This is a genomic window from Pseudomonas sp. 31 R 17, assembly GCF_900004915.1.
GTDB classification, from domain to species: Bacteria; Pseudomonadota; Gammaproteobacteria; order Pseudomonadales; family Pseudomonadaceae; genus Aquipseudomonas; species Aquipseudomonas orientalis_A.
On sequence record NZ_CVTN01000042.1, the window covers coordinates 20,151 to 44,765 of the forward strand.

Below are 24,615 nucleotides of genomic sequence, written 5' to 3' on the forward strand. Positions count from 1 at the left end.
GTGTCCTGAACGTCAGCTCGATTCCAATTTTGCCTCAACTTTGCGTAAGTAAATCGTACGAAGCAGGCGACCTTGCACCGCAGCAGGTTCAGGCCGTCACGCCCGAATCATCTCTCGCACCTTGGCGGTCAGCAAATCGAAGGTAAAGGGCTTGGTAATCAACTGCATTCCCGGGTCCAGGAACCCTCCACGTACGGCTGCATGCTCCGCATAACCGGTGATGAACAGCACCTTGAGATCAGGGCGGATCTGCCGACCGATTTCCGCCAGCTGCCGGCCATTCATGCCGGGCAGCCCGACATCACTGATCAGCAGGTCGATACGCTGCTCCGACTCGATGATCGGCACCGCAGTGGTGGCGTCACCGGCTTCGACAAAGGCATAGCCCAACTCTTTCAGTACGGCGCTGACCAGCACCCGGACAGCCGGGTCATCTTCAACGATCAGCACCGTTTCACCGTCATTGGCGAAGGGCAGCATGGCCGGGTTTACCACGGCGTCAGCGACGACCTCTCCCACAAAGCGGGGCAGGAACAGGCTGACAGTAGTGCCTGTACCGACTTCGCTGTGCAGGGTGACGTGCCCACGGGATTGACGGGCAAACCCATAGATCATCGACAGCCCGAGGCCGGTGCCCTGGCCGATGGGCTTGGTGGTAAAGAACGGGTCGAACACCCGGCCCATGACGCTTTCAGGAATGCCGCAACCGTTGTCACTGACACTCAACTCCACGTAATCGCCAGGGCTCAAGGTGCCATAGGCGGCGGTGAATACGCTGTCGAGGTGGCGGTTGGTGGTTTCAACGGTAAGGATACCGCCGCCGGGCATGGCGTCACGTGCATTGATCACCAGGTTGAGCAGGGCGCTTTCCAGTTGATTGGGGTCGGCCTCGGCCGTCCACAGGCTGTCGCTGAGGCGCATTTGCAGGGAGATGCTTTCATTGATGCTGCGTTGCAGCAATTCGCCCATGGAGCTGACCAGCTGATTGATCTCCACGGGTTTCGGGTCCAGCGACTGCCTGCGCGAGAACGCCAGCAGGCGGTGGGTGAGGCCGGCGGCACGGTTGGCCGAGGTGACACCCAGGTCGATCAGGCTGTCCAGATCGTCCAGCTTGCCCCGCGCTACACGCCTTCGCAGCAATTCCAGGCTGCCGATGATGCCGGTCAGCATGTTGTTGAAGTCATGGGCGATGCCGCCGGTCAATTGGCCGACGGCCTCCATTTTCTGCGACTGGCGCAAGGCTTCTTCATTGCTGCGCAGTTGCGCGGTACGCTCTTCCACCTGCTGCTCGAGGGACTCCAGGGTGCGTTGCAGGCGCAACTCACTGGCACTCAGGTCGAGCAGGCGGTCCCGTGCTTCGTACTGCCGCCGCCGCCCGCGCAGGGCGGTACTGACCAGGCTGATCAGAGTCACAGGATGGAACGGGCGTTCAAGGAAGGTGACGTTGCCCAGCAACCCACTCAGGTGCGACGAGCCGTTTTGCTCGCTGCCGCCGTGATGGGTCATCAGCACGATCGGCAGGTCGGACCAGGCAGGTTGCTGGTGCAGGTACTCCAGCAGGGGTTCCAGGTCCACGCCACGCAAGGCTTCAGCCGCCACAATGAGCAGGCCGGCACCTTCGTTCAACGCTTCGCACAAATCGATGAGATTGCCGACGACCATACCCTGGTAGCCGGCTTCATTGAGCATCATCAGCGCCAACGAGCTGTCGCGGCCCAAAGGCGCGAGGATAATGGCGCGTTCAAACACCGGGGACAGGGACGTCACACTCCCTCTTCCTTGAGCAGAGGCGAGCCGGCGCCCATGTAGATCGGAATGCCGCGCAGCACGCCCTGGAAGTTATCCAGCGGTTCGCCGACCGTCATGCCATTGCTGCTGATGCGGTATTCGCGAATCGTCGATTCGTGGGTACCGGTGCGCTTCTTGATAATGGAAATGGCCCGGCGCACCTTGCCCAGCGCTTCGAAGTAGCGCAGCAGGATCACGGTATCGGCCAGGTAAGTGATGTCTACCGGGGTCTGCATATCGCCGACCAGGCCATGCTGGGCGACGGTCATGAAGGTCGCAGCGCCACGCCGGTTGAGGTACAGCAGCAGTTCGTGCATATGCAGGATCAGTGCGTTCTCTTCCGGCATCGCCGCCTGGTAGCCGTTGATACTGTCGATCACCACGGTCTTGATGCCGCCTTCGTCTACGCAGCGGCGTACCCGGTGTGAGAATTCACCAGGCGACAGCTCGGCCGCGTCGACCTGTTCGATCAGCAGGTTGCCGGTGGCCTGCAGCGCCGCCAGGTCGATGCCCATGTTCTTCATGCGCTCGAACAGCAGGCCCATCTCTTCGTCAAAGATGAACAGCGCGGCTTTTTCCCCTCGCGCCACCGCAGCGGCGGCGAAAACCATGGAAATCAGCGATTTGCCGGTGCCGGCCGGGCCGAGGATCAGGCTGCTGGAGCCGGTCTCGACGCCGCCGCCCATCAAGGCATCGAGTTCGGCGATACCGCTGCTCATGGTCTGGCGCGTGTAGCCACCGCGATGTTCGGCCGCCACCAGGCGTGGGAACACGTGCACACCGTCGCCCATGATCGTGAAGTCATGAAAGCCGCCACGGTATTTCTGTCCCCGGTACTTCACTACCCGCACACGGCGACGTTCAGCACCGTAGCTGGGCGTCAGTTCTTCCAGGCGAATCACGCCATGGGCCACGCTGTGCACGGTTTTGTCGAGGGATTCGGTGGTCAGGTCGTCGAGCAGCAGCACCGTGGCGTCATAGCGCACGAAGTAGTGCTTGATCGCCAGAATCTGCCGGCGATAGCGCAGGGAGCTTTGCGCCAGCAGGCGGATCTCCGACAGGCTGTCGACCACCACGCGGGTGGGCTTGACGCGTTCGACCACTTCGAAAATCTGCCGCGTGGCTTCGCCCAGTTCCAGGTCCGAGGAGTACAGCAGGCTCTGCTGATGCTCGGCGTTGAGCAGGCTTTCCGGCGGGGTCAACTCGAAGATATGAATGTTGTCGTCCAGGTCCCAGCCATGAGACTTGGCACCCTGTCGCAGCTCACGTTCGGTTTCGGACAAAGTGATATACAGCGACTTTTCACCGTTTTTCGCGCCGGCCTGCAAAAAGTGCAGGGCGACCGTGGTTTTGCCCGTGCCAGGCTCGCCTTCCAGCAAAAACAAATGGCTGCGTGAGAGGCCCCCGGAAAGAATGTCATCAAGACCATCGATGCCGGTGGCTGCCTTTTCACTTAAGAGCGAAGTTGATGTAGACAAGAAGTGCCCTCAGGTCACGTACGAATTGGGTGCGCGCCGTTGGACGCGTCATATTCACTTGACCCTGCTGGCCTGTAGCGGTTCAAAGTTATTTGTGAGCAACCTGCCAATTTTTACAGGTTTTTGCAGGGCCATCACAGCCCCTGTTGCAGCGCCGGATCATCCGGATTCTGCTGCTCCAGCTGTGCCAGCAGTACCTGGACGTTCTGCAATTGGCCGCTTTCTTTCCAGTAATTGACCAGCAACACACGCGCTTTTCGATTGGCCGGGTGGCGCTGGACGATGTCTTCCAACTGCCGCTGGGCCGCCTCAAGCTCGTCCTGATCGTGCAACGTGGTGGCCAGGTCGAAGCGGTAATCCTGATTGTCCGGCTCAAGCTCTACCGCCTTGGACAGACCGAGCAAGGCATAGGGGCGCTCGCCATGGTGCAGCAGCCACATACCCAGGGCGTGTTGCAGGTAGGCCGACTCAGGGTGCGCCGCCAACTGCTGCGCCAGCAGCTGGCGCGATTCGTCGGTCTTGCCCTGTTTATCCAGCAGCTCGATCTGCGCCACCACCGCTTGCAGGTTGTCCGGTTGCAAACGCATGGCCTGCTGCAGCGCATGTTGCGCATCCGCCAGCAGGGCGCTGTGGATATACAGACGCGCCAATTGAATCCAGCCTTCGGCGGTCTCGGGCCGGGCCTTGAGGGTTTTGGCGAATTCGTCGAGCACTTGCTGCAGCGGGCCAAAATACAGGCCCAACGTATCCGGCGACAGGCCGAGCAGGGCGTTGGCGGCGGCAAAGCGCACGTGCTGTTCGGGGTCCTCCAGCACCGGCCCGAGCAGCAAGGTGCGCTGGCCGCTCGGCACCAGGCCGACAATGCTGTGGATCGCCGCTTCGCGCACCACGGGCGAGGCATCAGCCAGGTCTTTATCCGCCAGCTTCAGCGCTTGGGGGCTGGGGTAGTTGGGGAGCTCGGCATGCAGCGCGGCGCGCCGTTCAGGTGACAGGTCCGGCCGCCCCAGCTGTTGATACAACACCCGCGCCGCCCCCGGCTCGCCATTGCGCGCCTGCTTCAAGGCCTTGGAATAACCCTGGGCAATCGCCGGGGGCGCGGTCACGGGCGTTGTGCGCGAGAAAAACCAGGTGATCAATACAATCGACAACAGGGCGCACAGGCCGATGATGGAGTAACGGCGTGACTTTGACATGCAGGCGTCCGAAGGCAGGGTACGGGTACAAAGTCGCAAGCTTCGGCCAGTGCACGGCGAGTGTCAAACCGGATTGGCCAAACCAGTCAGCCATGTTGGCGGCTTTGACCATTGCTGGTGGCAGCGCTGTGGAGCGACTATTTGCAGGCGATTGACCTGGTTTGGAAGTGTCCTTAAAACAAAAACACACAAGGAACCGAAGCGATGCGTGATTACCTGGCCGCCACCACCGAATTCGATTACCAGCACACCGTCGACATGACGCTGGCCGGCAACCTGCAGGCCCTCAACGCCTGTGTGGAATGCTGTGACCGTCACGCACTGCCCGGGCGTATTGCGCTGTTCTGGGAGGGCAAGGACGGGCGCAGCGCCACGGTCACCTTTACCGATTTGCAGGACCAGGCCGCACGCTTTGCCAATTTCCTGCTGGGGCAGGGCATCAAGCGCGGTGACAAAGTCGCCGGCTTGTTGCCGCGCACGGCCGAACTGCTGGTGGTGGTCCTGGCCACCTGGCGTATCGGCGCGGTCTATCAACCCTTGTTCACCGCATTCGGGCCCAAGGCCATCGAGCATCGCCTGAACAGTTCCGGCGCCGCCCTGGTGGTCACCGATGCGGTGAATCGACCCAAGCTCGCGGACGTGGAGGGCTGCCCGACCATCGTGACGGTCACCGGCGCCAAAGGCGAAGGCCTGGTGCGCGGCGATTTCAGCTTCTGGGCCGAACTGCCCCATTATTCCAATACCTGCGAGCCCGTACTGCTGGGGGCGGACGAGCCCTTTTTGCTGATGTTCACCTCAGGCACCACCGGGCCGTCCAAAGCCCTGTCGGTACCGCTCAAGGCGATTGTCGCATTCCAGGCCTATACCCGCGACGCGGTGGACCTGCGCCCCGAAGACGCATTCTGGAACGTGGCCGATCCGGGCTGGGCCTACGGCATCTATTTTGGCGTGACCGGGCCGCTGTCCATGGGGCATCCGATTACCTTCTACGATGGCCCCTTCACCCTGGAAAGCACCTGCCGGGTCATCAACAAGTACGGCATCACCAACCTGACCGGTTCGCCCACCGCGTATCGCCTATTGATTGCCGGCGGCGAGCAGTTCGCCCGTTCGATCAAGGGCCGGTTGCGCATCGTCAGCAGCGCCGGCGAGCCCTTGAACCCCGAGGTGATTCGCTGGTTCGCCGACAACCTCGGCGTGACCATTCACGACCACTACGGGCAAACCGAGCTGGGCATGGTGCTGTGCAATCACCACGGCCTGGCGCATCCGGTGCATGTCGGCGCGGCGGGGTTCGCTTCGCCCGGGCATCGCATCGTGGTACTGGATGACAACCACCAGGAATTGCCTGCCGGTCAGCCCGGCATTCTAGCCATCGACCGCGAGCAATCGCCGATGTGCTGGTTCGCAGGCTACGACGGTGTGAAAACCAAAGCCTTTGTCGGCAAGTATTACCTCAGTGGCGATACCGTGGAGCTCAACCCGGACGGCAGTATCAGTTTTGTCGGGCGCAGTGACGACGTGATTACCACCTCCGGCTACCGCGTGGGGCCGTTCGACGTGGAAAGCGCGCTGGTCGAACACCCGGCCGTGATCGAAGCCGCCGTGGTCGGCAAACCCTGCCCGGAGCGCACCGAGCTGGTGAAAGCCTTTGTGGTGATCAACGAGCAATACCGCGCCACCCCGGAGCTCGCCGAAGAATTGCGCCTGCATGTACGCCAGCGCCTGGCGGCCCATGCGTATCCGCGGGAAATCGAATTCGTCAGCGACTTGCCCAAGACCCCCAGCGGCAAACTGCAACGCTTCATCTTGCGTAATCAGGAAATCGCCAAGGCCCAGGCGGCCGTGGCGTGACCCTTTCAAAAGGAAACAGTGATGCAGATTGAAAACAAGGTATTCCTGGTCAGCGGCGGCGCTTCCGGTCTCGGCGCGGCCACCGCTGACATGCTGATCGCGGCGGGCGCCAGGGTCATGCTGGTGGACCTCAACGCCGACGCCGTTGCCGCCAAGGCCAGCCAGCTTGGCGACAACGCCCGCAGCGCCGTGGCGGACATCAGTCAGGAAGCGGCGGCGGAAGCCGCCGTCCACGCCACGGTTGCCGCCTTTGGTGGTTTGCACGGGCTGGTCAACTGCGCCGGTGTGGTGCGTGGCGAGAAGATTCTCGGCAAGGACGGCCCACACGCCCTGGCCAGTTTTGCCCAGGTGATCAACGTCAACCTGATCGGCAGCTTCAACCTGTTGCGCCTGGCCGCTGCGGCCATCGCTGAAACCGACGCGGATGCCGATGGCGAACGCGGCGTCATCATCAATACCGCCTCGGTGGCGGCGTTCGACGGGCAGATCGGCCAGGCCGCGTATGCCGCCTCCAAGGGCGCGATTGCCAGTCTCACCTTGCCGGCCGCGCGCGAATTGGCACGTTTCGGTATCCGCGTGATGACCATCGCCCCCGGCATCTTTGAAACCCCGATGATGGCCGGCATGACCCCGCAGGTACGCGAGGCCCTGGCCGCCGGCGTGCCGTTCCCGCCACGCCTGGGCAAACCCGTCGAATATGCGGCCCTGGTGCGGCATATCATTGAAAACAGCATGCTCAATGGCGAGGTGATCCGTCTCGACGGCGCCTTGCGCATGGCAGCCAGGTAAGGAGGCATCATTCATGAATGACCCTATCGTTATTGTCAGCGCCGTGCGCACGCCCATGGGCGGGTTCCAGGGCGACCTCAAGGGCTTGACCGCACCGCAACTGGGTGCCGCCGCGATTCGTGCGGCGGTCGAGCGCGCCGGTATCGCCACCGACGCCGTCGACGAAGTGTTGTTTGGTTGTGTACTGCCCGCAGGTCTCGGCCAGGCACCGGCACGCCAGGCAGCGTTGGGCGCCGGGCTGGACAAATCCACCCGTTGCACCACGCTCAACAAGATGTGCGGCTCGGGCATGCAAGCGACGATCATGGCTCACGATGCCTTGCGCGCCGGCAGTGTCGACGTGGTGATCGCCGGCGGCATGGAGAGCATGTCCAACGCGCCGTACCTGCTCGACCGCGCCCGCAGCGGCTATCGCATGGGGCACGGCAAGGTCCTCGACCACATGTTCCTCGACGGCCTGGAAGACGCCTACGACAAGGGCCGCCTGATGGGCACCTTTGCCGAAGACTGCGCCGAGCACAACGGGTTTACCCGCCAAGCCCAGGACGCCTTTGCGATTGCCTCCCTGACGCGTGCGCAGGAAGCCATCACCCACGGCAGTTTTGCCGCTGAAATCGTCCCGGTGCAGGTCACTGTCGGCAAAGAGCAGAGAACCATCCTGCATGACGAACAACCACCCAAGGCCAGGCTGGACAAGATCGCCAGCCTGAAACCGGCGTTCCGCGAAGGCGGCACGGTCACCGCAGCCAACTCCAGCTCGATCTCCGATGGCGCGGCGGCGCTGTTGCTGATGCGCGAATCCGAGGCAAGCAAGCGCGGCCTCAAACCCCTGGCGGTGATTCATGGGCATGCGGCGTTTGCCGATGAACCGGGGCTGTTTCCGGTCGCGCCTGTTGGGGCGATCCGCAAGTTGATGGGCAAAACCGGCTGGAGCCTGGAGGATGTCGACTTGTTCGAGATCAACGAAGCGTTCGCGGTGGTCAGCCTGGTCACCATGAGCAAACTGGAGATTCCCCACGACAAGGTCAACGTGCACGGCGGCGCCTGTGCCCTGGGCCATCCGATCGGTGCCTCGGGTGCACGCATCCTGGTGACGCTGCTCTCGGCCCTGCGCCAGAAAGGCCTCAAGCGCGGCGTTGCGGCGATCTGCATCGGCGGCGGTGAAGCCACGGCCATGGCCGTTGAATGCCTGTATTAAGGACTGACCATGCTGCCTAATGACGAACAACTGCAAATCAGCGACGCGGCCCGGCAATTTGCCCAGGAACGCTTGAAACCGTTCGCCGCCGAATGGGACCGCGACCATCGCTTTCCCCGGGAGGCCATCGGTGAGATGGCCGAACTGGGCTTTTTCGGCATGCTGGTGCCGGAACAATGGGGTGGCTGCGACACCGGTTACCTGGCCTACGCCATGGCCCTGGAAGAAATCGCCGCCGGCGATGGCGCCTGCTCGACCATCATGAGCGTGCACAACTCGGTGGGCTGCGTGCCGATCCTCAAGTTCGGCAATGACCAGCAGAAAGAACAGTTCCTCAAGCCCCTGGCCAGCGGGGCGATGCTTGGCGCTTTTGCGTTGACCGAACCCCAGGCCGGCTCCGACGCCAGCAGTCTTAAAACCCGCGCACGCCTTGAGGGTGATCATTACGTGCTCAACGGCTGCAAACAATTCATCACCTCGGGGCAGAACGCCGGCGTGGTGATTGTGTTTGCGGTCACCGACCCGGCGGCGGGCAAGCGCGGCATCAGTGCGTTTATCGTGCCCACCGATTCGCCGGGCTACAGCGTGGCGCGGGTCGAGGACAAGCTGGGGCAGCACGCCTCGGATACCTGCCAGATCCTGTTTGAAGACCTCAAGGTACCGCTCGCCAACCGCCTGGGCGAGGAGGGCGAGGGCTACCGGATCGCCCTGGCCAACCTTGAGGGCGGGCGCGTAGGCATTGCCGCGCAATCGGTGGGCATGGCCCGTGCGGCGTTTGAAGCGGCCCGTGATTACGCCCGTGAGCGTGAAAGCTTCGGCAAGGCCCTGATCGACCATCAGGCCGTCGCCTTTCGCCTGGCGGACATGGCCACGCAGATTGCCGTTGCCCGGCAGATGGTGCATTACGCGGCGGCTCTGCGCGACAGCGGCAAGCCAGCCCTGGTCGAGGCGTCCATGGCCAAGCTGTTCGCGTCAGAAATGGCCGAGAAAGTCTGCTCCGCCGCCTTGCAAACCCTGGGCGGTTACGGTTACCTGAGCGACTTCCCCCTGGAGCGGATCTACCGCGATGTGCGGGTCTGCCAGATTTACGAAGGCACCAGCGATATCCAGCGTATGGTCATCTCACGCAATCTTTAAGGAGCCGATACATGAGTTACGAAACCATTTTGCTCGAAGTCCAGGGCCGCGTCGGGCTGATTACCCTCAACCGCCCGCAGGCGCTGAACGCCTTGAACGCCCAACTGGTCAGTGAGTTGAACCAGGCGCTGGATGGCCTGGAAGCCGACCCGCAGATCGGCTGCATCGTGCTGACCGGCTCGAAGAAAGCCTTCGCCGCCGGCGCCGACATCAAGGAAATGGCCGAGCTGACCTACCCGCAGATCTACCTGGACGACCTGTTCAGCGACAGCGACCGCGTGGCCAACCGCCGCAAGCCGATCATTGCCGCCGTGAACGGTTTTGCCCTGGGTGGCGGCTGCGAACTGGCCCTGATGTGCGACTTTATTCTGGCCGGTGACGGCGCCAAATTCGGCCAGCCGGAGATCAACCTTGGCGTACTGCCTGGCATGGGCGGCACCCAGCGCCTTACGCGGGCGGTGGGCAAGGCCAAGGCCATGGAAATGTGCCTGACCGGGCGCTTCATCGACGCGGTGGAAGCGGAACGCTGCGGCATCGTCGCGCGCATCGTGCCCGCCGACGAACTGCTGGACGAAGCGTTGAAAGTCGCCACCCTGATCGCCGGTAAATCGGTGCCGATCAGCATGATGGTCAAGGAAAGCGTAAACCGCGCATTTGAAGTGAGCCTGTCCGAAGGCGTACGTTTCGAGCGGCGCGTATTCCATGCAGCGTTTGCGACCCAGGACCAGAAAGAAGGGATGGCAGCGTTCGTGGCCAAGCGCACGCCGGCGTTCAAGGACAAATAACGAGATTCTCACATTCCATGGAGATCCAAATGTGGGAGGGGGCTTGCTCCCGATTGCGGTGTGACAGTCAGCCAACATATTGACTGATCCGCCGCCATCGGGGGCAAGCCCCCTCCCACAGTTTTGCCCACGGTGTGCCAGGCAGAGCGGGTGGTTCTGCATGATCGGCGAGGCGCCGATATTCAATGCAAGTAATCCAGACTTCAACAACACAGCAGATCCAAATGTGGGAGGGGGCTTGCCCCCTCCCACAGTTTGCCCCCTGTATGTCAGTCAGAGCGGGTAGCTCTGCATGATCGGCCAGGCGCCGATATTCAATGCAGGTAATCCAGACTTCAACAACACAGCAGATCCAAATGTGGGAGGGGGCTTGCCCCCGATTGCAGTGTGACAGTCAACCAGGATATTGACTGGTCAGCCGCCATCGGGGGCAAGCCCCCTCCCACAGTTTTGCCCGCGGTGTGCCAGGCAGAGCGGGTGGTTCTGCATGATCGGCGAGGCGCCGATATTCAATGCAGGTAATCCAGACTTCAACAACACAGCAGATCCAAATGTGGGAGGGGGCTTGCCCCCGATTGCAGTGTGACAGTCAACCAGGATATTGACTGATCCGCCTTCATCGGGGGCAAGCCCCCTCCCACAGTTTTGCCCACGGTGTGCCAGGCAGAGCGGGTAGCTCTGCATGATCGGCCAGGCGCCGATATTCAATGCAGGTAATCCAGACTTCAACAACACAGCAGATCCAATGTGGGAGGGGGCTTACCCCCGATTGCGGTGTGACAGTCAACCAGGATATTGACTGATCCGCCGCCATCGGGGGCAAGCCCCCTCCCACAGTTTTGCCCACGGTGTGCCAGGCAGAGCGGGTAGTTCTGCATGATCGGCCAGGCGCCGATATTCAATGCAGGTAACCCAGACTTCAACAACACAGCAGATCCAATGTGGGAGGGGGCTTGCCCCCGATAGCGGTGTAACAGTCAACCAGGATATTGACTGATCCGCCGCCATCGGGGGCAAGCCCCCTCCCACAGTTTTGCCCACGGTGTGTCAGTCAGAGTGGGTAGTGCTTCAGTTCCCTGGCAATGACCATGCGCTGAATCTCGCTGGTGCCTTCGTAAATCTGCGTGATCCGCGCATCCCGGTAGTAGCGCTCCACCGGGTAGTCTTCCAGATACCCATACCCGCCATGAATCTGCATCGCCTTGGAGCAGACCTTTTCGGCCATTTCCGAGGCGAACAGCTTGGCCTGGGATGCTTCGGACAGGCATGGCTTGCCGGCGCTGCGCAGGCGCGCGGCGTGCAGGATCAACAGGCGTGCCGCGTTCAGTTGGGTTTGCATATCGGCCAGCAGGTTGGCCACGCTCTGGTGTTCGATGATCGCTTTGTCGAACTGCACCCTATCCCGGGCATAGGCCAGGGCCGCTTCAAAGGCGGCCCGCGCGATGCCCAGGGCCTGGGCGGCGATGCCGATACGGCCTCCCTCCAGGTTGGACAGGGCAATGGCCAGGCCTTTGCCGCGCTCGCCGAGCAGGTTGGCTTCGGGCACCGCGCATTGGTTGAAGGTGACGGCGCAGGTGTCCGACGCCCGAATGCCCATCTTGTGTTCAGTGCGGTCGACCACAAATCCCGGGGTGTCAGTGGGCACCAGGAACGCCGAAATGCCTTTCTTGCCCAGCTCCGGGTCGGTCACGGCAAACACAATGGCCAATTGGGCGCGCTTGCCGTTGCTGACGAACTGCTTGGCACCATTGATCACCCACTGGCCGTCGCGCAGTTCGGCGCGGGTGCGCAGGTTGTGGGCTTCGGAACCGGCCTGGGGCTCGGTCAGGCAGAAGCAGCCGATGGCCTGGCCACTGGCGAGAGCGGCCAGCCAGGTGTGCTTCTGTGCGTCTGTGCCGTAGTTGAGGACCGGGCCGCAACCCACTGAATTATGGATACTCATCAAGGCGCCAGTAGCACCATCACCCGCAGAGATTTCCTCCACGGCCAGGGCATAGGCGACGTAATCCACGTAAGTGCCGCCCCATTCCTCCGGGACCACCATACCGAGCAGGCCCAACTCGCCCATCTTGGCCACCAGCGCATCGTCGATCCAGCCGGCCTTTTCCCAGGCCTGGGCATGGGGTGCGATTTCACCACGGGCAAAATCACGCGCCATGTCGCGGATCATCACTTGTTCTTCTGTGTATTCAAGATCTTGCATGGCTTATTTCTCAATCTGCGCGAAGTCACGGAAGAAGCTTTCGACATGGCTGGCGTCCAGCGCATGCACCGTTGGCGGATTCCACTGCGGTTTTTTGTCCTTATCGATGATCAAGGCGCGGACCCCTTCGATCAGGTCGCCACGGGCGAACCACTGGCGGTCCAGGTGCAGCTCCAGGGCAAAGCACTGTTCCAGCGGCAGGTGGCGCCCACGGCGCAACATCTGCAGGGTGACAGCCATGGCCAGGGGCGAGCGGGTCTGCATCAGGTCGGCGGTGGCCCGGCCCCAGTCGTGGCTGTCGGCGACGGTGACTTGCTGCAGTTGCTCGACAATGCTTGGCACGTCCGGCAGGGCGAAGAAATGGTCGATCGCCGGGCGCAAGGCCGCCAGCGGCGGATCAGGCAATTGCTGCACGGCCAGTTGGGCGAGCACGCCTTGCAGGTCCTTGAGGGGAGAATCGCGCCATTGCAGGCTATCGAGCCTTTGCGCAAGCTCGGTCAGTCGGGCGATGTCCAGGTACCAATCCGCCAGGCCGCAGTACAGGGCGTCCGCCGCACGGATCTGCACGCCGGTAACGCCCAGGTAGATCCCCAGCTCCCCGGGGATGCGCGGCAGGAAGTAGCTGCCACCCACATCCGGGAAATACCCGATGGCCACTTCCGGCATGGCCAGGCGACTGCGCTCGGTCACCACGCGCAGGTCGGCGCCTTGCACCAGGCCCATGCCGCCGCCGAGCACGAAGCCGTCCATCAATGCCAGTACGGGTTTTGGGTAGTGGTGGAGGATGAGGTCAAGTGCGTATTCCTCCACGAAGAAGTCTTCATGCAAGGTGTCGCCGGCCTTGAAGCTGTCGTAAAGGGAACGGATATCGCCGCCGGCACAGAAGGCCTTGTCGCCGGAGCCGCGCAGCACAACGGCGTAGACCCTCGGGTCATCGGCCCAGGCCTGTAGCCGCGTTGTCATCAGCCGCACCATGTCCAGGGTGATGGCATTCAAACCGGCGGGGCGGTTGAGGGTGAGGTAACCGATATGGTTACGCACCTCACTCAGTATTTCCTGCTGCTGAATATGGGTGTGGCTTGCTTCGGGGGACACCTGAGCAGTCATCACTAACTCCCTGCTTTTATTGTTCTTTATCAAGATGTTCGGGGGCGAACCATCGCCTGATCGTACCAGCGCAAATTTGCCGCGTACAACCCGGAATCATGCAGGTCGTTGTTGCATTTATGCAGAGCGCGTCAAACCACGCGGCCGGCCAGGACCTCGCCGATGCTGCGGCGTCGCGCGTGGTCTTCGGCGGTATGGATCAATTCCTCCAGCGCCGTGGGCTCGACGTCGAAGAACTGCTCCATATCGGCCAGCGCCAGCTTGAGGTCGGCCGCCGTGATGGCCGGGTCGGTCGCTGGCGTACTGCCGATCACCACCGGCAGCGGTGCGGCAGGCGCCTTGGGGTAACGCGTGCGGGTGGCGTTATTGTAGGCCAGCGCGCACGTCAGCAGCGCACCGGCCCCGAGCATGACCGGTGCCAGCTCGTGCCAGCCGAGGGCGATGGAGGCCGGGTCGGCCAATACCAGCGTCATCGCCAGGCCACCGGCCGGCGGGTGCAGGCAACGCAGCCAGCAGATCAGCACAACGGTCATGCCCGCCGCCAGGCAAGCGCTGCCCAGGGTGCGTCCCAACACGCGTGCCACGAGCAGCGCCACCACGGCCGCACACAGGTAACTGCCCATGATCGACCAGGGTTGCGCCAATGCCCCCGACGACACGGCGAACAGCAGCACCGCCGACGCTCCCAGTGGGCCCAGCAGATGCAGGGCGACGTCCATGCCAAACACCTGACCACACACCCACACACTGAACAGGGCACCCAACGCCATGCCGATGGCGGCGCGGCTCCATTCAGCGGGACGGGTATTGATGGCGGCAGGTAACCAGCGAGCGAGCATTGAAAAAGGTCCTGAAACGGGGGGCGAAAAAAAGGCCTGCCTGGTTTCCCTGGAAAGCCTTGAACGTTCCAACGTTATTGGGGGAGGAACGCGTGCAGTGTGCCAACTGGGTTGCAGCGACGCCAATGCATATTAATGAGGGTTGAATGCAAAAATTATGTATTCAAGAGGCTTCGCCGAACGGTGTTCGAGCGGCACCCAACGGAGAGGGGGTGCTGATTTTGCCCAGCACAAGGCTATCGAGTTCTTCGTTGAACAAGCGTTTGTGCAGGTTCTCCTGCATACCTGGCTCGTCAGCCAGCGGGCCCTTCAGCGCCACCAGCGCGTCGCGTAACCCCATCAGCCGATCCAGCCTCGGCGCCGCTACAGCCAGCCTATCCTCTCGCACGGCATTGACTCCTTGTTGTGATGCAGGTTCGCTACCCGCGCTGTGCCAGACAGCGCCTGAAGCAAGTGGTAAATAATTAGTGCACTTGGCAAGCGAGTCTACAGTCGGGTTCCAGGCGTCGGAAGGCAAAGTGCCCCGGCTCTTACGCAAAGCTCTGTAGGTGTTTTCTCGGTGATTCTGATGAAAAACGCCCACTGTTTTATTAGTGGGCGTTATGTCTTACGAGCTCGTTGGAAACATGCTCAAGGAGAGGCGTTTTTTTCCAGATGGAGCAACACATAAGGCGTCTTATCGAATGCCCCAGTGAGCGTCGGCGTGAGGGAACGCAAGCGCGGGTCAGTCAGGTTCTGGAAGTCCTCCTGGCTCATCACCAGCCAGGCCGGCGCCTGAATAGGCTGGAGTTCAACGGGCAATTGGGTAAACAGCGGGACCTTGTCGCAATTGAAGTTGACCATGAACTTGATGGCTTTTGCGTCTTTGCCCAATGCATGCAACACCAGCGGTGCCGGTTGTTGCAGGATCTGCTCCTTGGCCGCCAGCGTGAACGTGCGGGTGTCGTAAAGGCTGCGCTCCAGGGGTTCGACCACTGAGATGTAAGTCGTCCAGACCGCCGCCACCGCAACGAAAGCCGGACCGACCGCACGCAGTCGCGCCTTGAACAGTGCCAGCACCGCCAGCCCCTGCAGTACCGCCAGCAGGCCGAACATCAGCCCCAGATCGGCCAGCAGTTCCGGGTAACGGCGTCGCGCCGCGATCAGGCCGACCGCCAATAGCGCAGGTAGCAGCGTCCACAGCACCAGCATCAAACCGCGCAACCCGCTGAACACTCGGCCCTGGGCGACCTGGAACGGATACGCAGCAATGATCGCGGCCATTGGCAGCATCGGCAGGATATAACGCGCCTTTTTCGCCTGGGGCACCGACAAGCCAAGCATCACCAAGGCACCGGCCGCCGCGCAGTACAGCACCAGCTTCAGCGCCGGGTCCGCGGCTCGGCGGCCACCGCTCATCACGGCCAGCAAGACCAGAAGCGCCACCGGGTAGGCCAGTGCGTAGTTGCCCAGGGAACTGGTGAAGTAATACAGCACGCCGCTGGAGCCTTCGCTGCCATCCATGCGCCCCAGAAATTGCATGCGAATCACTTCATGCAGGAAGTCTTCGCCACCGCTGAGCTTGGCCAGCAGCAGCAACAGGCCGATACACGCCGCCAGCAACGCCAGCGCCAACAGCCCGAAGCTGAACAATTGCCGCCATTGACGGTTGATCAGGTAATAGCTGCACAGCACTCCGGTAGGGATGACCAGACCAATCGGCCCGCGAATCGCAAAACCGAGCATCAACAGCGCAAACACCCAGTGCAGGCGCTTGGCCGCCGAGAAATGATCATGGGCATAACCCAGGTAAAACACGGTCAGCGTCACCGCCGCCAGCATCTGGTCCAGGGAGACGGCGCGGGTTTCGCTGATAAAGGTGCTGCTGAGCAGCAACATGGCGATGCTCAGCACGCCCCAGCGCTGGGAGTAGGGCGCGGTGAGTCGATACACCAGCACCACGATGCACGCCGAGGCGACAGCACTGGGCAGCCAGGCCGTGAGGCTGGTGACCTCGCCCAATGGCAGGGACAACAACCAGGTCAGCAGGGTCGAGGTGGCCAGGTAGTCCGCATACGGCTGGCCGTAGGTGGTGGGAAAAAAGCTCGGGCCATGGCGCAGCATCTCCTGGGCAAATACCACGAAGCGCGAGTCGAAGCCGATAATTGCCTGGTGCCAGTTGCCGGCGATGAATAGCACCAGTGCCAGAAGCCCCAAACCCAGTGACTGTAGACGGAGTGTCGGATTGAGCAGGGGCGGGTGAGCGTTGTTCACTTATCAGCCTGCCTTGGCCTGTGGCATCCAGTTTTGCTGGGGGATCGGCAAGTCGCAGGAGTCGCCACGGCCGATAGGGAAATACTTGAAGCCCTTGCGCGTCAGGCGCTCGCCGTCGTACAGATTGCGCCCGTCAAAGATCACCGGAGTTTTCAGGCGCTGGTGGATCAGGTCGAAGTCCGGCGCCTTGAATTGCTGCCACTCGGTGCAGACGATCAGCGCATCGGCGCCGCCCAGGGTGGACTCCGGCGTGCCCATCAGCATCAAACGCGGGTCATCGCCATAGATGCGCTGGGTTTCCTGCATGGCTTCGGGGTCGAATGCACGTACGTTGGCGCCGGCCTCCCAGAGGGCTTCCATGAGCACGCGGCTCGGCGCGTCGCGCATGTCGTCGGTATTGGGTTTGAAGGCCAGGCCCCACAAGGCGAACGTCTTGCCGCGCAGGTCACCCTTGAAGAACGCGTTGATGCGCTCGAACAGCTTGCCTTTCTGACGCTGGTTGATCGCTTCGACGGCTTCGAGCAGGTCGCTGGAGCAGTTGGCCTGCTTGGCGCTGTGGATCAGGGCGCGCATGTCCTTGGGAAAGCATGAGCCGCCGTAGCCGCAACCTGGATAAATGAAGTGGTAGCCGATGCGCGAGTCGGCACCAATGCCCAGGCGCACGGCTTCGATGTCGGCGCCCAGGTGTTCGGCCAGTTCGGCAATCTGGTTGATGAAGCTGATCTTGGTGGCGAGCATGCAGTTGGCGGCGTACTTGGTCAGTTCGGCGCTGCGCAGGTCCATGAAGATGATGCGGTCATGGTTGCGGTTGAACGGCGCGTACAGTTCGCGCATCACCTCACGTACTTCTTCGCGCTCGCAGCCGATGATGATGCGGTCCGGGCGGCGGCAGTCGGCCACGGCCGAGCCTTCCTTGAGAAATTCCGGGTTGGAGACGATATCGAATTGCAGCTCACGGCCGGCGGCGCGCAGGTTCTTGCGGATGTGGTCGCGCAGGGTATCGCCGGTACCCACCGGCACCGTGGATTTTTCCACCAGGATCACCGGTGCCACGCGATGGCGGGCGACTGCATCACCCACCGACAGCACATATTTGAGATCGGCCGAACCGTCTTCATCCGACGGCGTGCCCACCGCAATGAACAACACTTCACCATGCTCGACGGCAAGTTTTTCGTCGTAGGTGAAATGCAGGCGTCCGCTTTCCAGGTTTTCCTTGACCATGGCCGCCAGGCCGGGCTCGAAGATGGTCACGTGGCCCTTCTGCAGCGACTCGACCTTGCGCTGGTCAACGTCCATGCAAATAACATCGTGACCGACTTCGGCTAAGACCGTGGCCTGTACCAGGCCGACGTAACCACTACCAAATACACTGATTTTCATGGGGTATTCCTGGGACTTGAGGTGCTAGCACGACGAGAGTTGATGACCAGTACGCCGAGGATGACCAACGCCACCCCCAGGGTTTTCGAAAGCGAAAAGTGTTCGTTGAAGACCGGCAGGCAGGCCGCCAGCAGGTACACCAGCGCGTAGCTGATGCTGAGCAGCGAATAGGCACGGCCCAGGGGCAGGTGCTTCAGCGCGCCGAGCCAGCAGAGCATCGACAGCGCATAAGCGATGATCGCCAGGATCACCACGCAAAGAGCGCTGGGGTCGATGCTGCCGGTGCTCAAGGCGTTGAGCCACTGATCCGGCAGCGGCAGCTGCGTCATGCTCCAGCGCATGCCCAATTGGGCGGCGCTGACCAGGCCGACGCTGCCCAGGGCCAGGGCGAAACCGCGTGTCCGGCTCATACCTGGCGCCCCAACAACACGACACCCGCGATGACCAGCACCACGCCCAGCCAGTGGCGGCCATCGATGGGCTCGGCAAACACAAAGCGCGCCATCAGCGTGACCAGCACAAAGTTCAGGCTGAGCATCGGGTAGGCAATACCCACTTCCAGGCGCTGCAGCACCAGCAACCACACCAGCAAGCCAAGGCCCAGGCACACCAGCGCCGACCACAACCAGGGTGAGCGCAACTTCAGCGCCCAACCGTCGGGCACGTCACGCCAGCTTTCCACGGCAAACTTCTGCGAGACCTGGCCCATGCAGGTGAGCAGGCAGGCCGTGAGCAATAGAAGCAAGGTGATCATGGCGCGACCTGCGGGAAAATCAGAATCACGATATTGCCTTGGGCATACCGCTGGCCGTCCGGAGGCAGCAGTGCGAGCTCTTCCTTCTCGCCCTGGCTGTTGACGCGCATCACCACGCCCACCGCACCGCTGCGGCGGGTTTGCGCCATCCAGGCCTGGATTTGATTGCGGTCAACCAGGCGCTGGGCGGTATCGGCGTAGGCCAGCCCGTATTTCACCTCGCCAGAGGTGTTGTAGAGGGTGATGTCGGGCCGTTTCAGCCGCCAGGCCAGCGCTGCGGACGCACCCAGGTCGTTGCTCAACAGCGCAACGGAGGGCTTGAGCTCTTCGGCGTGATCGATGATGAACTGGTCCGGCGTCTTGTTATAAACCACCGAATGGGGCAGGGCGGCGGGCAACAAGACCACCAGCAAGCCACTGCCGATCAGCGGCGCGGCCCACAGTTTCACCGGGCGTAACGCCTGCAGCAGGTTGGCCAGGATCCAGCCGAACACGCCGATAAATACCAGCACCAGGCTCAGGGTTTCCTCACCGGGTTCGTACAGCGGCTTTTTCCATTGGAACCAGATGAGCGCCAACAGCACGAGCACACCGATCGCCAGGTTCAACCAACCGTTGATGCGCAATACCCGGCCCCGGCCTTGAGCGAGCTTGTCACTCAGGGTCGACCCCATCAGCAATGCCAGGGGCAGCAGGCACGGCATGATGTAGGAGGGCAGCTTGCCCTTGGCCAGGCTGAAGAATGCCAGGGGCATCAGCAGCCACAGCAGCAGGAACGCGGTTTTCGGCAGGCGCTTGTCCGACCATGCCTGCTTGAGCGTGGACGGCAACAGCACAACCCACGGCAACGTGAAGGCGATCAGCAACGGCAGGTAGTACCAGAACGGTTCGGCATGCTGGGCATCTGCACCGGCGAAGCGCTGGATATGCTCATGCCAGAAGAAGAAGTGCCAGTAATCCGGTTCTTGCAGGTGCACGGCCAATGCCCAGGGCAAGCTGACCAGGATCGCCACGGCCACGGCCACCGGGCCGAACTTGAACAGTTCAACCGAACGTTTCTGCCAGAGGGCATAGGGCAGGGCGATCAATACCGGCAGCAGCCACGCCAGGAAGCCTTTGGTCATGAAACCCATGCCGCAGGCCAGGCCCAACAAGGCCCAGGCCCCCAGTCGAGCACGACGGGTAGTGCTGTCGAAGCAGAACCACAAGGCAGCGCCTGTCAGGTTGACCCAGAACGTGAATTGAGGGTCCAGGTTGGCGTAGCCACCCAGCATCGCCACACTGACGAAACTCATGTACAGCACGCAGCTGACCAGGCTTTTTTGCGGGTCGTTCCACAAGCGCCGTGACACCAGATAAACCAGCAGAATGCTCAACCCGGTGCTCAAGGCCGAGGCAAAACGCACTCCGAACAGGTTCTGCCCGAAGATCGCCTGGCCCAGCGCGATCATCCAGTAGCCGGCGGCGGGTTTTTCGAAGTAGCGAATGCCCATGAAGTGCGGCGCGGCCCACTTGCCGGTCAGCAGCATTTCCTGGCTGATCTGCGCGTAGCGGGTTTCATCGGGAATCCACAGCCCGTGGGTCGCCAGCGGTAACAGGTAAACCACCCCGAACGCCAACAAAAGCAGAGGCAATGCCCAGCGACGGATCATGCCTGCTGTACTCCAAGCCAGCCCTCGCGGCCGCTCAATGCGCCACGTACCAACTGTTGCTGGGGCAGGGTGGTCACATCCGCAGGCAGCAGCTCGCCCAGGGGTTTGAAATCGATGCCGCGCTGCCCTGCCTGGGCGAGCAACTGGCGAAAATCGTTGGCCATCAGAATCCCTTCTACTTCTGCGTGGATCGTGTAGACGTTCAGCGTCGAGGCGCTGAACCGATCCAGGATGAAACGGTTGAAGTCTGTGGCAGCCACCACCGGCCCGACGACTTCGTCGAAGGTCGGCAGGTCCACCGGAATTTGTGGGGTGCCCGCGCTGCCATCGGCCAGGGTTGGTCGAAACAGGCTGGAGCCCCGGCAATCGCTGTTGTAGCGAAAATTGAAGGCTTGTTTGGCTTGCACCACGCGTTCATCGGCGCGCCAACCGGCGGCCGCCGAACAGTCGATACGCTCGCCAAGGATGTCGCTCAGGGTGTCGACGCCGCGCCGGATCTGCTCGACCAGCTGTGCGTCGCTCCAGCGCCCGGTATTGGCCTGCCAGCCGTGGTGATCCCAGGCGTGCAGGCCGACTTCATGCCCGGCGGCCTTGGCCTGGCGCATCAGATGCCCCAGGTCGCGGCCAATCGGTTTGCCCGGCCAGGCGGTGCCGGCAAGCAGGATGTCCCAGCCATACAGGCCGGCGGCATTGGAACGGAGCATTTTCCACAGGAACTGCGGGCGGATCAGGCGCCACAAGTGGCGCCCCATGTTGTCCGGCCCGACGCTGAAGAAAAACGTCGCCTTGACCCCGGCTTCGTCCAGGGACTCGAGCAGCCGCGGCACACCGTCACGGGTGCCACGGTAGGTGTCGACGTCGATGCGAAGGCCTGCCTGCATTACTTTTTATCCGCTATTTCAAGCATGGCTTCACGCAGGAAGAAATCCAGCGTGTTGCCGATGGTTTCGCTCATTTCCACGGTCGGCTCCCAGTTCAGCAGGCGCTTGGCGTTGTCGATGCTTGGCTTGCGGTGGGCCACGTCCTGGTAACCGGTGCCGTAGAACGCCTTGCTCTCCACGTCGCGGAAACCGGCGAACGGTGGGAAGTTGTGGCGCAGCGGGTGGGCTTCGAACTGACGCAGCAGCTCTTCGCCCAACTGGCGAATGCTGGCTTCGTTTTCCGGGTTGCCGATGTTGATGATCTGGCCGTCACAGACACCGTTTTCGTTATCGATGATGCGCGCCAGGGCTTCGATGCCGTCGGCGATGTCGGTGAAGCAACGCTTCTGCTCACCCCCGTCGAACAGGCGGATCGGCGTGCCTTCCACCAGGTTCAGGATCAATTGGGTGATGGCACGGGAGCTGCCGATACGCGCCGAATCCAGGCGATCAAGGCGCGGGCCCATCCAGTTGAACGGACGGAACAGGGTGAATTTCAGGCCCTTGTCGCCGTAGGCCCAGATCACGCGGTCGAGCAACTGCTTGGAGACCGAGTAGATCCAGCGTTGCTTGTTGACCGGGCCGACCACCAGGTTGGAGGTGTCTTCGTCGAAGTACTGGTCCTGGCACATGCCATAGACTTCGGAAGTCGATGGGAAGATCACGCGCTTGTTGTACTTGACGCAGTAACGCACCAGCTTGAGGTTTTCTTCGAAATCCAGCTCGAACACGCGCAGCGGGTTGCGGGTGTATTCGATCGGGGTGGCGATGGCCACCAGCGGCAGCACCACGTCGCACTTCTTGATGTGGTACTCGATCCACTCGGTGTGGATGCTGATATCGCCTTCCACATAGTGGAAGTTGGGGTGGCTGCGCAGGCGCTCGATGGCGTCGGAGCCGATGTCCAGGCCGTAGACTTCGTAACGGTCGTCGCGCAGCAGGCGCTCGGACAGGTGGTTACCGATAAAGCCGTTCACCCCCAGGATCAACACACGGGTGCGGCGTGGCTTGCGGCCCGACTCGGCGCCGCGCAGCACGGAACCGTCCACCAGGCCCAGTTCATCGGCCAGGGAAGGGCCGGTCAGGTACAGGCCGTTGTCGTTGCGCTGGCCGAACTTGACCACCAGTGAGTCTTCGCCACAGGCAATGCGCAGCGGGTTGACGCTGATTACGCGGCCCGGCGCCAAACCTTCGTTGCCTTTGACCACCTCGGCCTGCCACACGATGAGCTTGTGCTCGCCGACCGCGCAAAAGGCACCGGGGTAAGGCTGCGTCACGGCGCGGACCAGGTTGAACAGTTGTTCGGCGGGGTTTTTCCAGTCGATCTTGCCATCGGCGGCGGTACGGCGGCCAAAGCAGGTGGCCTGACTTTCGTCCTGGGCGGTTTCGCTCAGTTTGCCCAGCGCCAGTTGCGGCAGGGCGTCGCGCAGCAGGTTGCTGGCCGCATCGCGCAGTTTGGCGTGCAGGCTCAGGCCGGTGTCGCTGCGCTCGATGCTGACTGTCTGCTGGGCCAGGATCGCACCGGCATCGGCACGCTTGACCATGCGGTGCAGGGTCACGCCGGTTTCGGTTTCACCGTTGACCAGCACCCAGTTGGCCGGTGCGCGGCCACGGTATTTGGGCAGCAGCGAACCATGCAGGTTGAACGCGCCGTGGCGGGCGGTGGCCAGCAGGGGCTCGCTCAACAGGTTGCGGTAGTAGAAGGAGAAGATGAAATCCGGGTTCAGCTTGGCGATGCGTTCGACCCACAACGGGTGGTTGGCGTCTTCCGGGGCGTGCACCGGGATACCGTTGCGGGCACACAGCTGGGCGACGGAGCCGTAGAAGTTGTTTTCCTTGGGGTCATCGGCATGGGTGAACACCGCAGCGATGTCGTAACCCGCATCGAGCAGGGCTTCAATACCGGCACAGCCAATATCGTGGTAGGCGAATACAACGGCTTTTGAACTCATGACTGGACCTGATCGGAAGTAGAAGTAGAAGTATGGGAAGACACCAGGCCATCAACGACGACCACGGGAGCCGGTGCTGCCGGTTGGTTGCGCAGCACTTTTTCAATGAAGAAACGCGGGCGGGCCCGCACATCGCTGTACATGCGGCCCAGGTATTCGCCCAGCAGGCCCATGCCGATGAACTGGCCACCGGTGAACACGAACAGCACGGCAAACAGCACGAACAGGCCGTCACCCGCCCAGCCGGCACCGAAGGCCAGGCGCATGACGATCAGTGCAATGGCAAACAGCACGCCCAGCGCCGCCAGGCTGAAACCGACGATGGACAGCAGGCGCAGCGGCGTGGTGGTCATGCAGGTGAGCAGGTCGAACATCAGGCTGATCAGGCGCATGGCGCTGTATTTGGATTCGCCGTGTTCGCGCTCGGCGTGGTGCACCAGGATTTCCGTGGTGTGACGGGCAAAGCCGTTGGCCAGGATCGGGATAAAGGTGCTGCGCTCGCGGCAGGCAAGCATCGCGTCGACGATGGTGCGGCGGTATGCACGCAGCATGCAGCCGTAGTCGGTCATGGCCACGCCGGTGGAGCGCTGCACGGCCAGGTTGATCAGGCGCGAAGGCCAGCGACGGAACGCGGAGTCCTGGCGATTGTTACGCACCGTAGCGACCACGTCGTAGCCCAGGGCGGCTTGTTCCACCAGGCGCGGGATTTCTTCCGGCGGGTTTTGCAGGTCGGCGTCGAGGGTAATCACCACTTCGCCCCGGCACTGCTCGAAACCGGCCATGATTGCCGCATGCTGGCCGTAGTTGCGGTTGAGGATCACCGCGACCACGTTGCTGCCGTCCTCGGCGGCGGCGTCTTCGAGCAACTGCGCCGAATCGTCGCGGCTACCGTCATCCACCAGGATTATTTCGTATTCGTAGGCCAACTGTTTGCAGGCGGCCGTGGTGCGGCGCAGCAATTCGGGCAGGCTCTCTTGCTCGTTATAGACCGGAATAACGATCGATACGCAATGAATAGGGTAGGGTTTCAAAGATTCAAGACCTCGGCTGGAGCAACTTGGAGCGCGAAATACAGCAGCGTTTATTGGGCAAAACTACAGCCCGCAGATGACAAAGCGGCGATAAAGATAAAGCGTAATCAACAGCTTAGTCGATTAACCCCGGATTGCTCTGAAGTGTTGCATACAAGGTTAAGCGCAAAAATGTTCAACGAATATGAAAGGCGGATGAAAAACTCGTTTATTTGACAGGTAGACAGCTAGGGTTCAGCTATGTGGCCAAGGTGTTAAACCTTGTAATTTTCAGGCAGATAGGAACAGCCCGCCGAGTA

20 protein-coding genes are annotated in these 24,615 nt (G+C 62.0%); 5 read left to right on the forward strand and 15 right to left on the reverse strand.

The window, feature by feature from the left end; all coding sequences use genetic code 11:
- Positions 1–96 precede the first annotated feature (96 nt).
- The 3 genes from BFP89_RS04040 to BFP89_RS04050 all read right to left on the reverse strand — a co-directional run bounded on the left by BFP89_RS04040 (position 97) and on the right by BFP89_RS04050 (position 4,459).
- A complete protein-coding gene (locus tag BFP89_RS04040) occupies positions 97–1,767 on the reverse strand; it encodes an ATP-binding protein (RefSeq protein ID WP_065884292.1) in 1,671 nt (556 codons plus the stop codon).
- Complete coding sequence (locus BFP89_RS04045) at positions 1,764–3,266, reverse strand: ATPase domain-containing protein (RefSeq protein WP_065884293.1); 1,503 nt, start codon at positions 3,264–3,266, stop codon at positions 1,764–1,766. Before BFP89_RS04045 ends, BFP89_RS04040 begins: the two co-directional genes overlap by 4 nt.
- A 134-nt stretch (positions 3,267–3,400) precedes the next feature.
- Complete coding sequence (locus BFP89_RS04050) at positions 3,401–4,459, reverse strand: tetratricopeptide repeat protein (protein ID WP_065884294.1); 1,059 nt, start codon at positions 4,457–4,459, stop codon at positions 3,401–3,403.
- A 204-nt stretch (positions 4,460–4,663) separates the two neighbouring features.
- Here BFP89_RS04050 and BFP89_RS04055 point away from each other — a divergent pair, with 204 nt between their 5' ends.
- From BFP89_RS04055 to BFP89_RS04075, 5 genes are read left to right on the forward strand one after another with little or no spacing between them, the layout of a single operon-like run.
- Entirely contained in the window at positions 4,664–6,313 is a 1,650-nt protein-coding gene (locus BFP89_RS04055; RefSeq protein WP_065884295.1) for an AMP-binding protein, read from the forward strand.
- A 21-nt stretch (positions 6,314–6,334) separates the two neighbouring features.
- Entirely contained in the window at positions 6,335–7,102 is a 768-nt protein-coding gene (locus tag BFP89_RS04060; RefSeq protein WP_065884296.1) for an SDR family NAD(P)-dependent oxidoreductase, read from the forward strand.
- Positions 7,103–7,115: 13 nt separating this feature from the next.
- Complete coding sequence (locus tag BFP89_RS04065) at positions 7,116–8,300, forward strand: acetyl-CoA C-acyltransferase (RefSeq protein ID WP_065884297.1); 1,185 nt, start codon at positions 7,116–7,118, stop codon at positions 8,298–8,300.
- A gap of 9 nt (positions 8,301–8,309) precedes the next feature.
- Positions 8,310–9,437: an acyl-CoA dehydrogenase gene (locus BFP89_RS04070; protein ID WP_065884298.1), complete on the forward strand. Its 1,128-nt coding sequence runs from the start codon at positions 8,310–8,312 to the stop codon at positions 9,435–9,437.
- An 11-nt stretch (positions 9,438–9,448) separates the two neighbouring features.
- Complete coding sequence (locus BFP89_RS04075; RefSeq protein ID WP_065884299.1) at positions 9,449–10,222, forward strand: enoyl-CoA hydratase; 774 nt, start codon at positions 9,449–9,451, stop codon at positions 10,220–10,222.
- Positions 10,223–11,273: 1,051 nt separating this feature from the next.
- Here BFP89_RS04075 and BFP89_RS04080 read toward each other — a convergent pair.
- The 12 genes from BFP89_RS04080 to arnC form a co-directional block, all read right to left on the reverse strand.
- Complete coding sequence (locus BFP89_RS04080) at positions 11,274–12,425, reverse strand: acyl-CoA dehydrogenase family protein (RefSeq protein ID WP_065884300.1); 1,152 nt, start codon at positions 12,423–12,425, stop codon at positions 11,274–11,276.
- Between the two features lie 3 nt (positions 12,426–12,428).
- Positions 12,429–13,532, reverse strand: a complete 1,104-nt coding sequence (locus BFP89_RS04085; protein WP_065884301.1) for an enoyl-CoA hydratase/isomerase family protein — start codon at positions 13,530–13,532, stop codon at positions 12,429–12,431.
- 131 nt (positions 13,533–13,663) lie between these two features.
- Positions 13,664–14,371: an HPP family protein gene (locus BFP89_RS04090; RefSeq protein WP_065884302.1), complete on the reverse strand. Its 708-nt coding sequence runs from the start codon at positions 14,369–14,371 to the stop codon at positions 13,664–13,666.
- Between the two features lie 163 nt (positions 14,372–14,534).
- Positions 14,535–14,711, reverse strand: a complete 177-nt coding sequence (locus BFP89_RS28855; RefSeq protein ID WP_122464181.1) for a hypothetical protein — start codon at positions 14,709–14,711, stop codon at positions 14,535–14,537.
- 290 nt (positions 14,712–15,001) lie between these two features.
- Positions 15,002–16,624, reverse strand: coding sequence for an ArnT family glycosyltransferase (locus tag BFP89_RS04095; protein ID WP_065884303.1), 1,623 nt, complete (start codon positions 16,622–16,624; stop codon positions 15,002–15,004).
- 3 nt (positions 16,625–16,627) lie between these two features.
- Positions 16,628–18,007, reverse strand: a complete 1,380-nt coding sequence (locus BFP89_RS04100) for a UDP-glucose dehydrogenase family protein (protein ID WP_065884304.1) — start codon at positions 18,005–18,007, stop codon at positions 16,628–16,630.
- Positions 18,004–18,417 (reverse strand): 4-amino-4-deoxy-L-arabinose-phosphoundecaprenol flippase subunit ArnF, encoded by a 414-nt coding sequence (arnF, locus tag BFP89_RS04105; protein WP_065884305.1) that lies wholly within the window; start codon positions 18,415–18,417, stop codon positions 18,004–18,006. The genes BFP89_RS04100 and arnF overlap by 4 nt, the downstream gene beginning before the upstream one ends.
- A complete protein-coding gene (gene arnE / locus BFP89_RS04110; protein WP_065884306.1) occupies positions 18,414–18,761 on the reverse strand; it encodes a 4-amino-4-deoxy-L-arabinose-phosphoundecaprenol flippase subunit ArnE in 348 nt (115 codons plus the stop codon). The genes arnF and arnE overlap by 4 nt, the downstream gene beginning before the upstream one ends.
- Complete coding sequence (gene arnT / locus BFP89_RS04115; protein WP_065884307.1) at positions 18,758–20,413, reverse strand: lipid IV(A) 4-amino-4-deoxy-L-arabinosyltransferase; 1,656 nt, start codon at positions 20,411–20,413, stop codon at positions 18,758–18,760. The genes arnE and arnT overlap by 4 nt, the downstream gene beginning before the upstream one ends.
- Positions 20,410–21,294 carry a 4-deoxy-4-formamido-L-arabinose-phosphoundecaprenol deformylase gene (arnD, locus tag BFP89_RS04120; protein ID WP_065884308.1) on the reverse strand — a complete coding sequence of 295 codons (885 nt, stop codon included), beginning with the start codon at positions 21,292–21,294 and terminating at the stop codon, positions 20,410–20,412. Before arnD ends, arnT begins: the two co-directional genes overlap by 4 nt.
- A complete protein-coding gene (gene arnA / locus BFP89_RS04125; protein ID WP_065884309.1) occupies positions 21,294–23,285 on the reverse strand; it encodes a bifunctional UDP-4-amino-4-deoxy-L-arabinose formyltransferase/UDP-glucuronic acid oxidase ArnA in 1,992 nt (663 codons plus the stop codon). The genes arnD and arnA overlap by 1 nt, the downstream gene beginning before the upstream one ends.
- Entirely contained in the window at positions 23,282–24,316 is a 1,035-nt protein-coding gene (gene arnC, locus BFP89_RS04130; RefSeq protein WP_065884310.1) for an undecaprenyl-phosphate 4-deoxy-4-formamido-L-arabinose transferase, read from the reverse strand. The genes arnA and arnC overlap by 4 nt, the downstream gene beginning before the upstream one ends.
- Between the last annotated feature and the right edge of the window lie 299 nt (positions 24,317–24,615).

What these genes read in the sequence shown, in the direction of transcription:
- BFP89_RS04085 (WP_065884301.1), bottom strand. Translation starts at nt 13,532, where the DNA reads ATGACTGCTCAGGTGTCCCCCGAAGCAAGCCACACCCATATTCAGCAG.
- arnD (WP_065884308.1), bottom strand. Translation starts at nt 21,294, where the DNA reads ATGCAGGCAGGCCTTCGCATCGACGTCGACACCTACCGTGGCACCCGT.
- BFP89_RS04080 (WP_065884300.1), bottom strand. Translation starts at nt 12,425, where the DNA reads ATGCAAGATCTTGAATACACAGAAGAACAAGTGATGATCCGCGACATG.
- arnA (WP_065884309.1), bottom strand. Translation starts at nt 23,285, where the DNA reads ATGAGTTCAAAAGCCGTTGTATTCGCCTACCACGATATTGGCTGTGCC.
- BFP89_RS04055 (WP_065884295.1), top strand. Translation starts at nt 4,664, where the DNA reads ATGCGTGATTACCTGGCCGCCACCACCGAATTCGATTACCAGCACACC.
- arnF (WP_065884305.1), bottom strand. Translation starts at nt 18,417, where the DNA reads ATGAGCCGGACACGCGGTTTCGCCCTGGCCCTGGGCAGCGTCGGCCTG.
- BFP89_RS04090 (WP_065884302.1), bottom strand. Translation starts at nt 14,371, where the DNA reads ATGCTCGCTCGCTGGTTACCTGCCGCCATCAATACCCGTCCCGCTGAA.
- BFP89_RS04070 (WP_065884298.1), top strand. Translation starts at nt 8,310, where the DNA reads ATGCTGCCTAATGACGAACAACTGCAAATCAGCGACGCGGCCCGGCAA.
- arnT (WP_065884307.1), bottom strand. Translation starts at nt 20,413, where the DNA reads ATGATCCGTCGCTGGGCATTGCCTCTGCTTTTGTTGGCGTTCGGGGTG.
- arnE (WP_065884306.1), bottom strand. Translation starts at nt 18,761, where the DNA reads ATGATCACCTTGCTTCTATTGCTCACGGCCTGCCTGCTCACCTGCATG.
- BFP89_RS04050 (WP_065884294.1), bottom strand. Translation starts at nt 4,459, where the DNA reads ATGTCAAAGTCACGCCGTTACTCCATCATCGGCCTGTGCGCCCTGTTG.
- BFP89_RS04075 (WP_065884299.1), top strand. Translation starts at nt 9,449, where the DNA reads ATGAGTTACGAAACCATTTTGCTCGAAGTCCAGGGCCGCGTCGGGCTG.
- BFP89_RS28855 (WP_122464181.1), bottom strand. Translation starts at nt 14,711, where the DNA reads ATGGGGTTACGCGACGCGCTGGTGGCGCTGAAGGGCCCGCTGGCTGAC.
- BFP89_RS04060 (WP_065884296.1), top strand. Translation starts at nt 6,335, where the DNA reads ATGCAGATTGAAAACAAGGTATTCCTGGTCAGCGGCGGCGCTTCCGGT.
- BFP89_RS04100 (WP_065884304.1), bottom strand. Translation starts at nt 18,007, where the DNA reads ATGAAAATCAGTGTATTTGGTAGTGGTTACGTCGGCCTGGTACAGGCC.
- BFP89_RS04065 (WP_065884297.1), top strand. Translation starts at nt 7,116, where the DNA reads ATGAATGACCCTATCGTTATTGTCAGCGCCGTGCGCACGCCCATGGGC.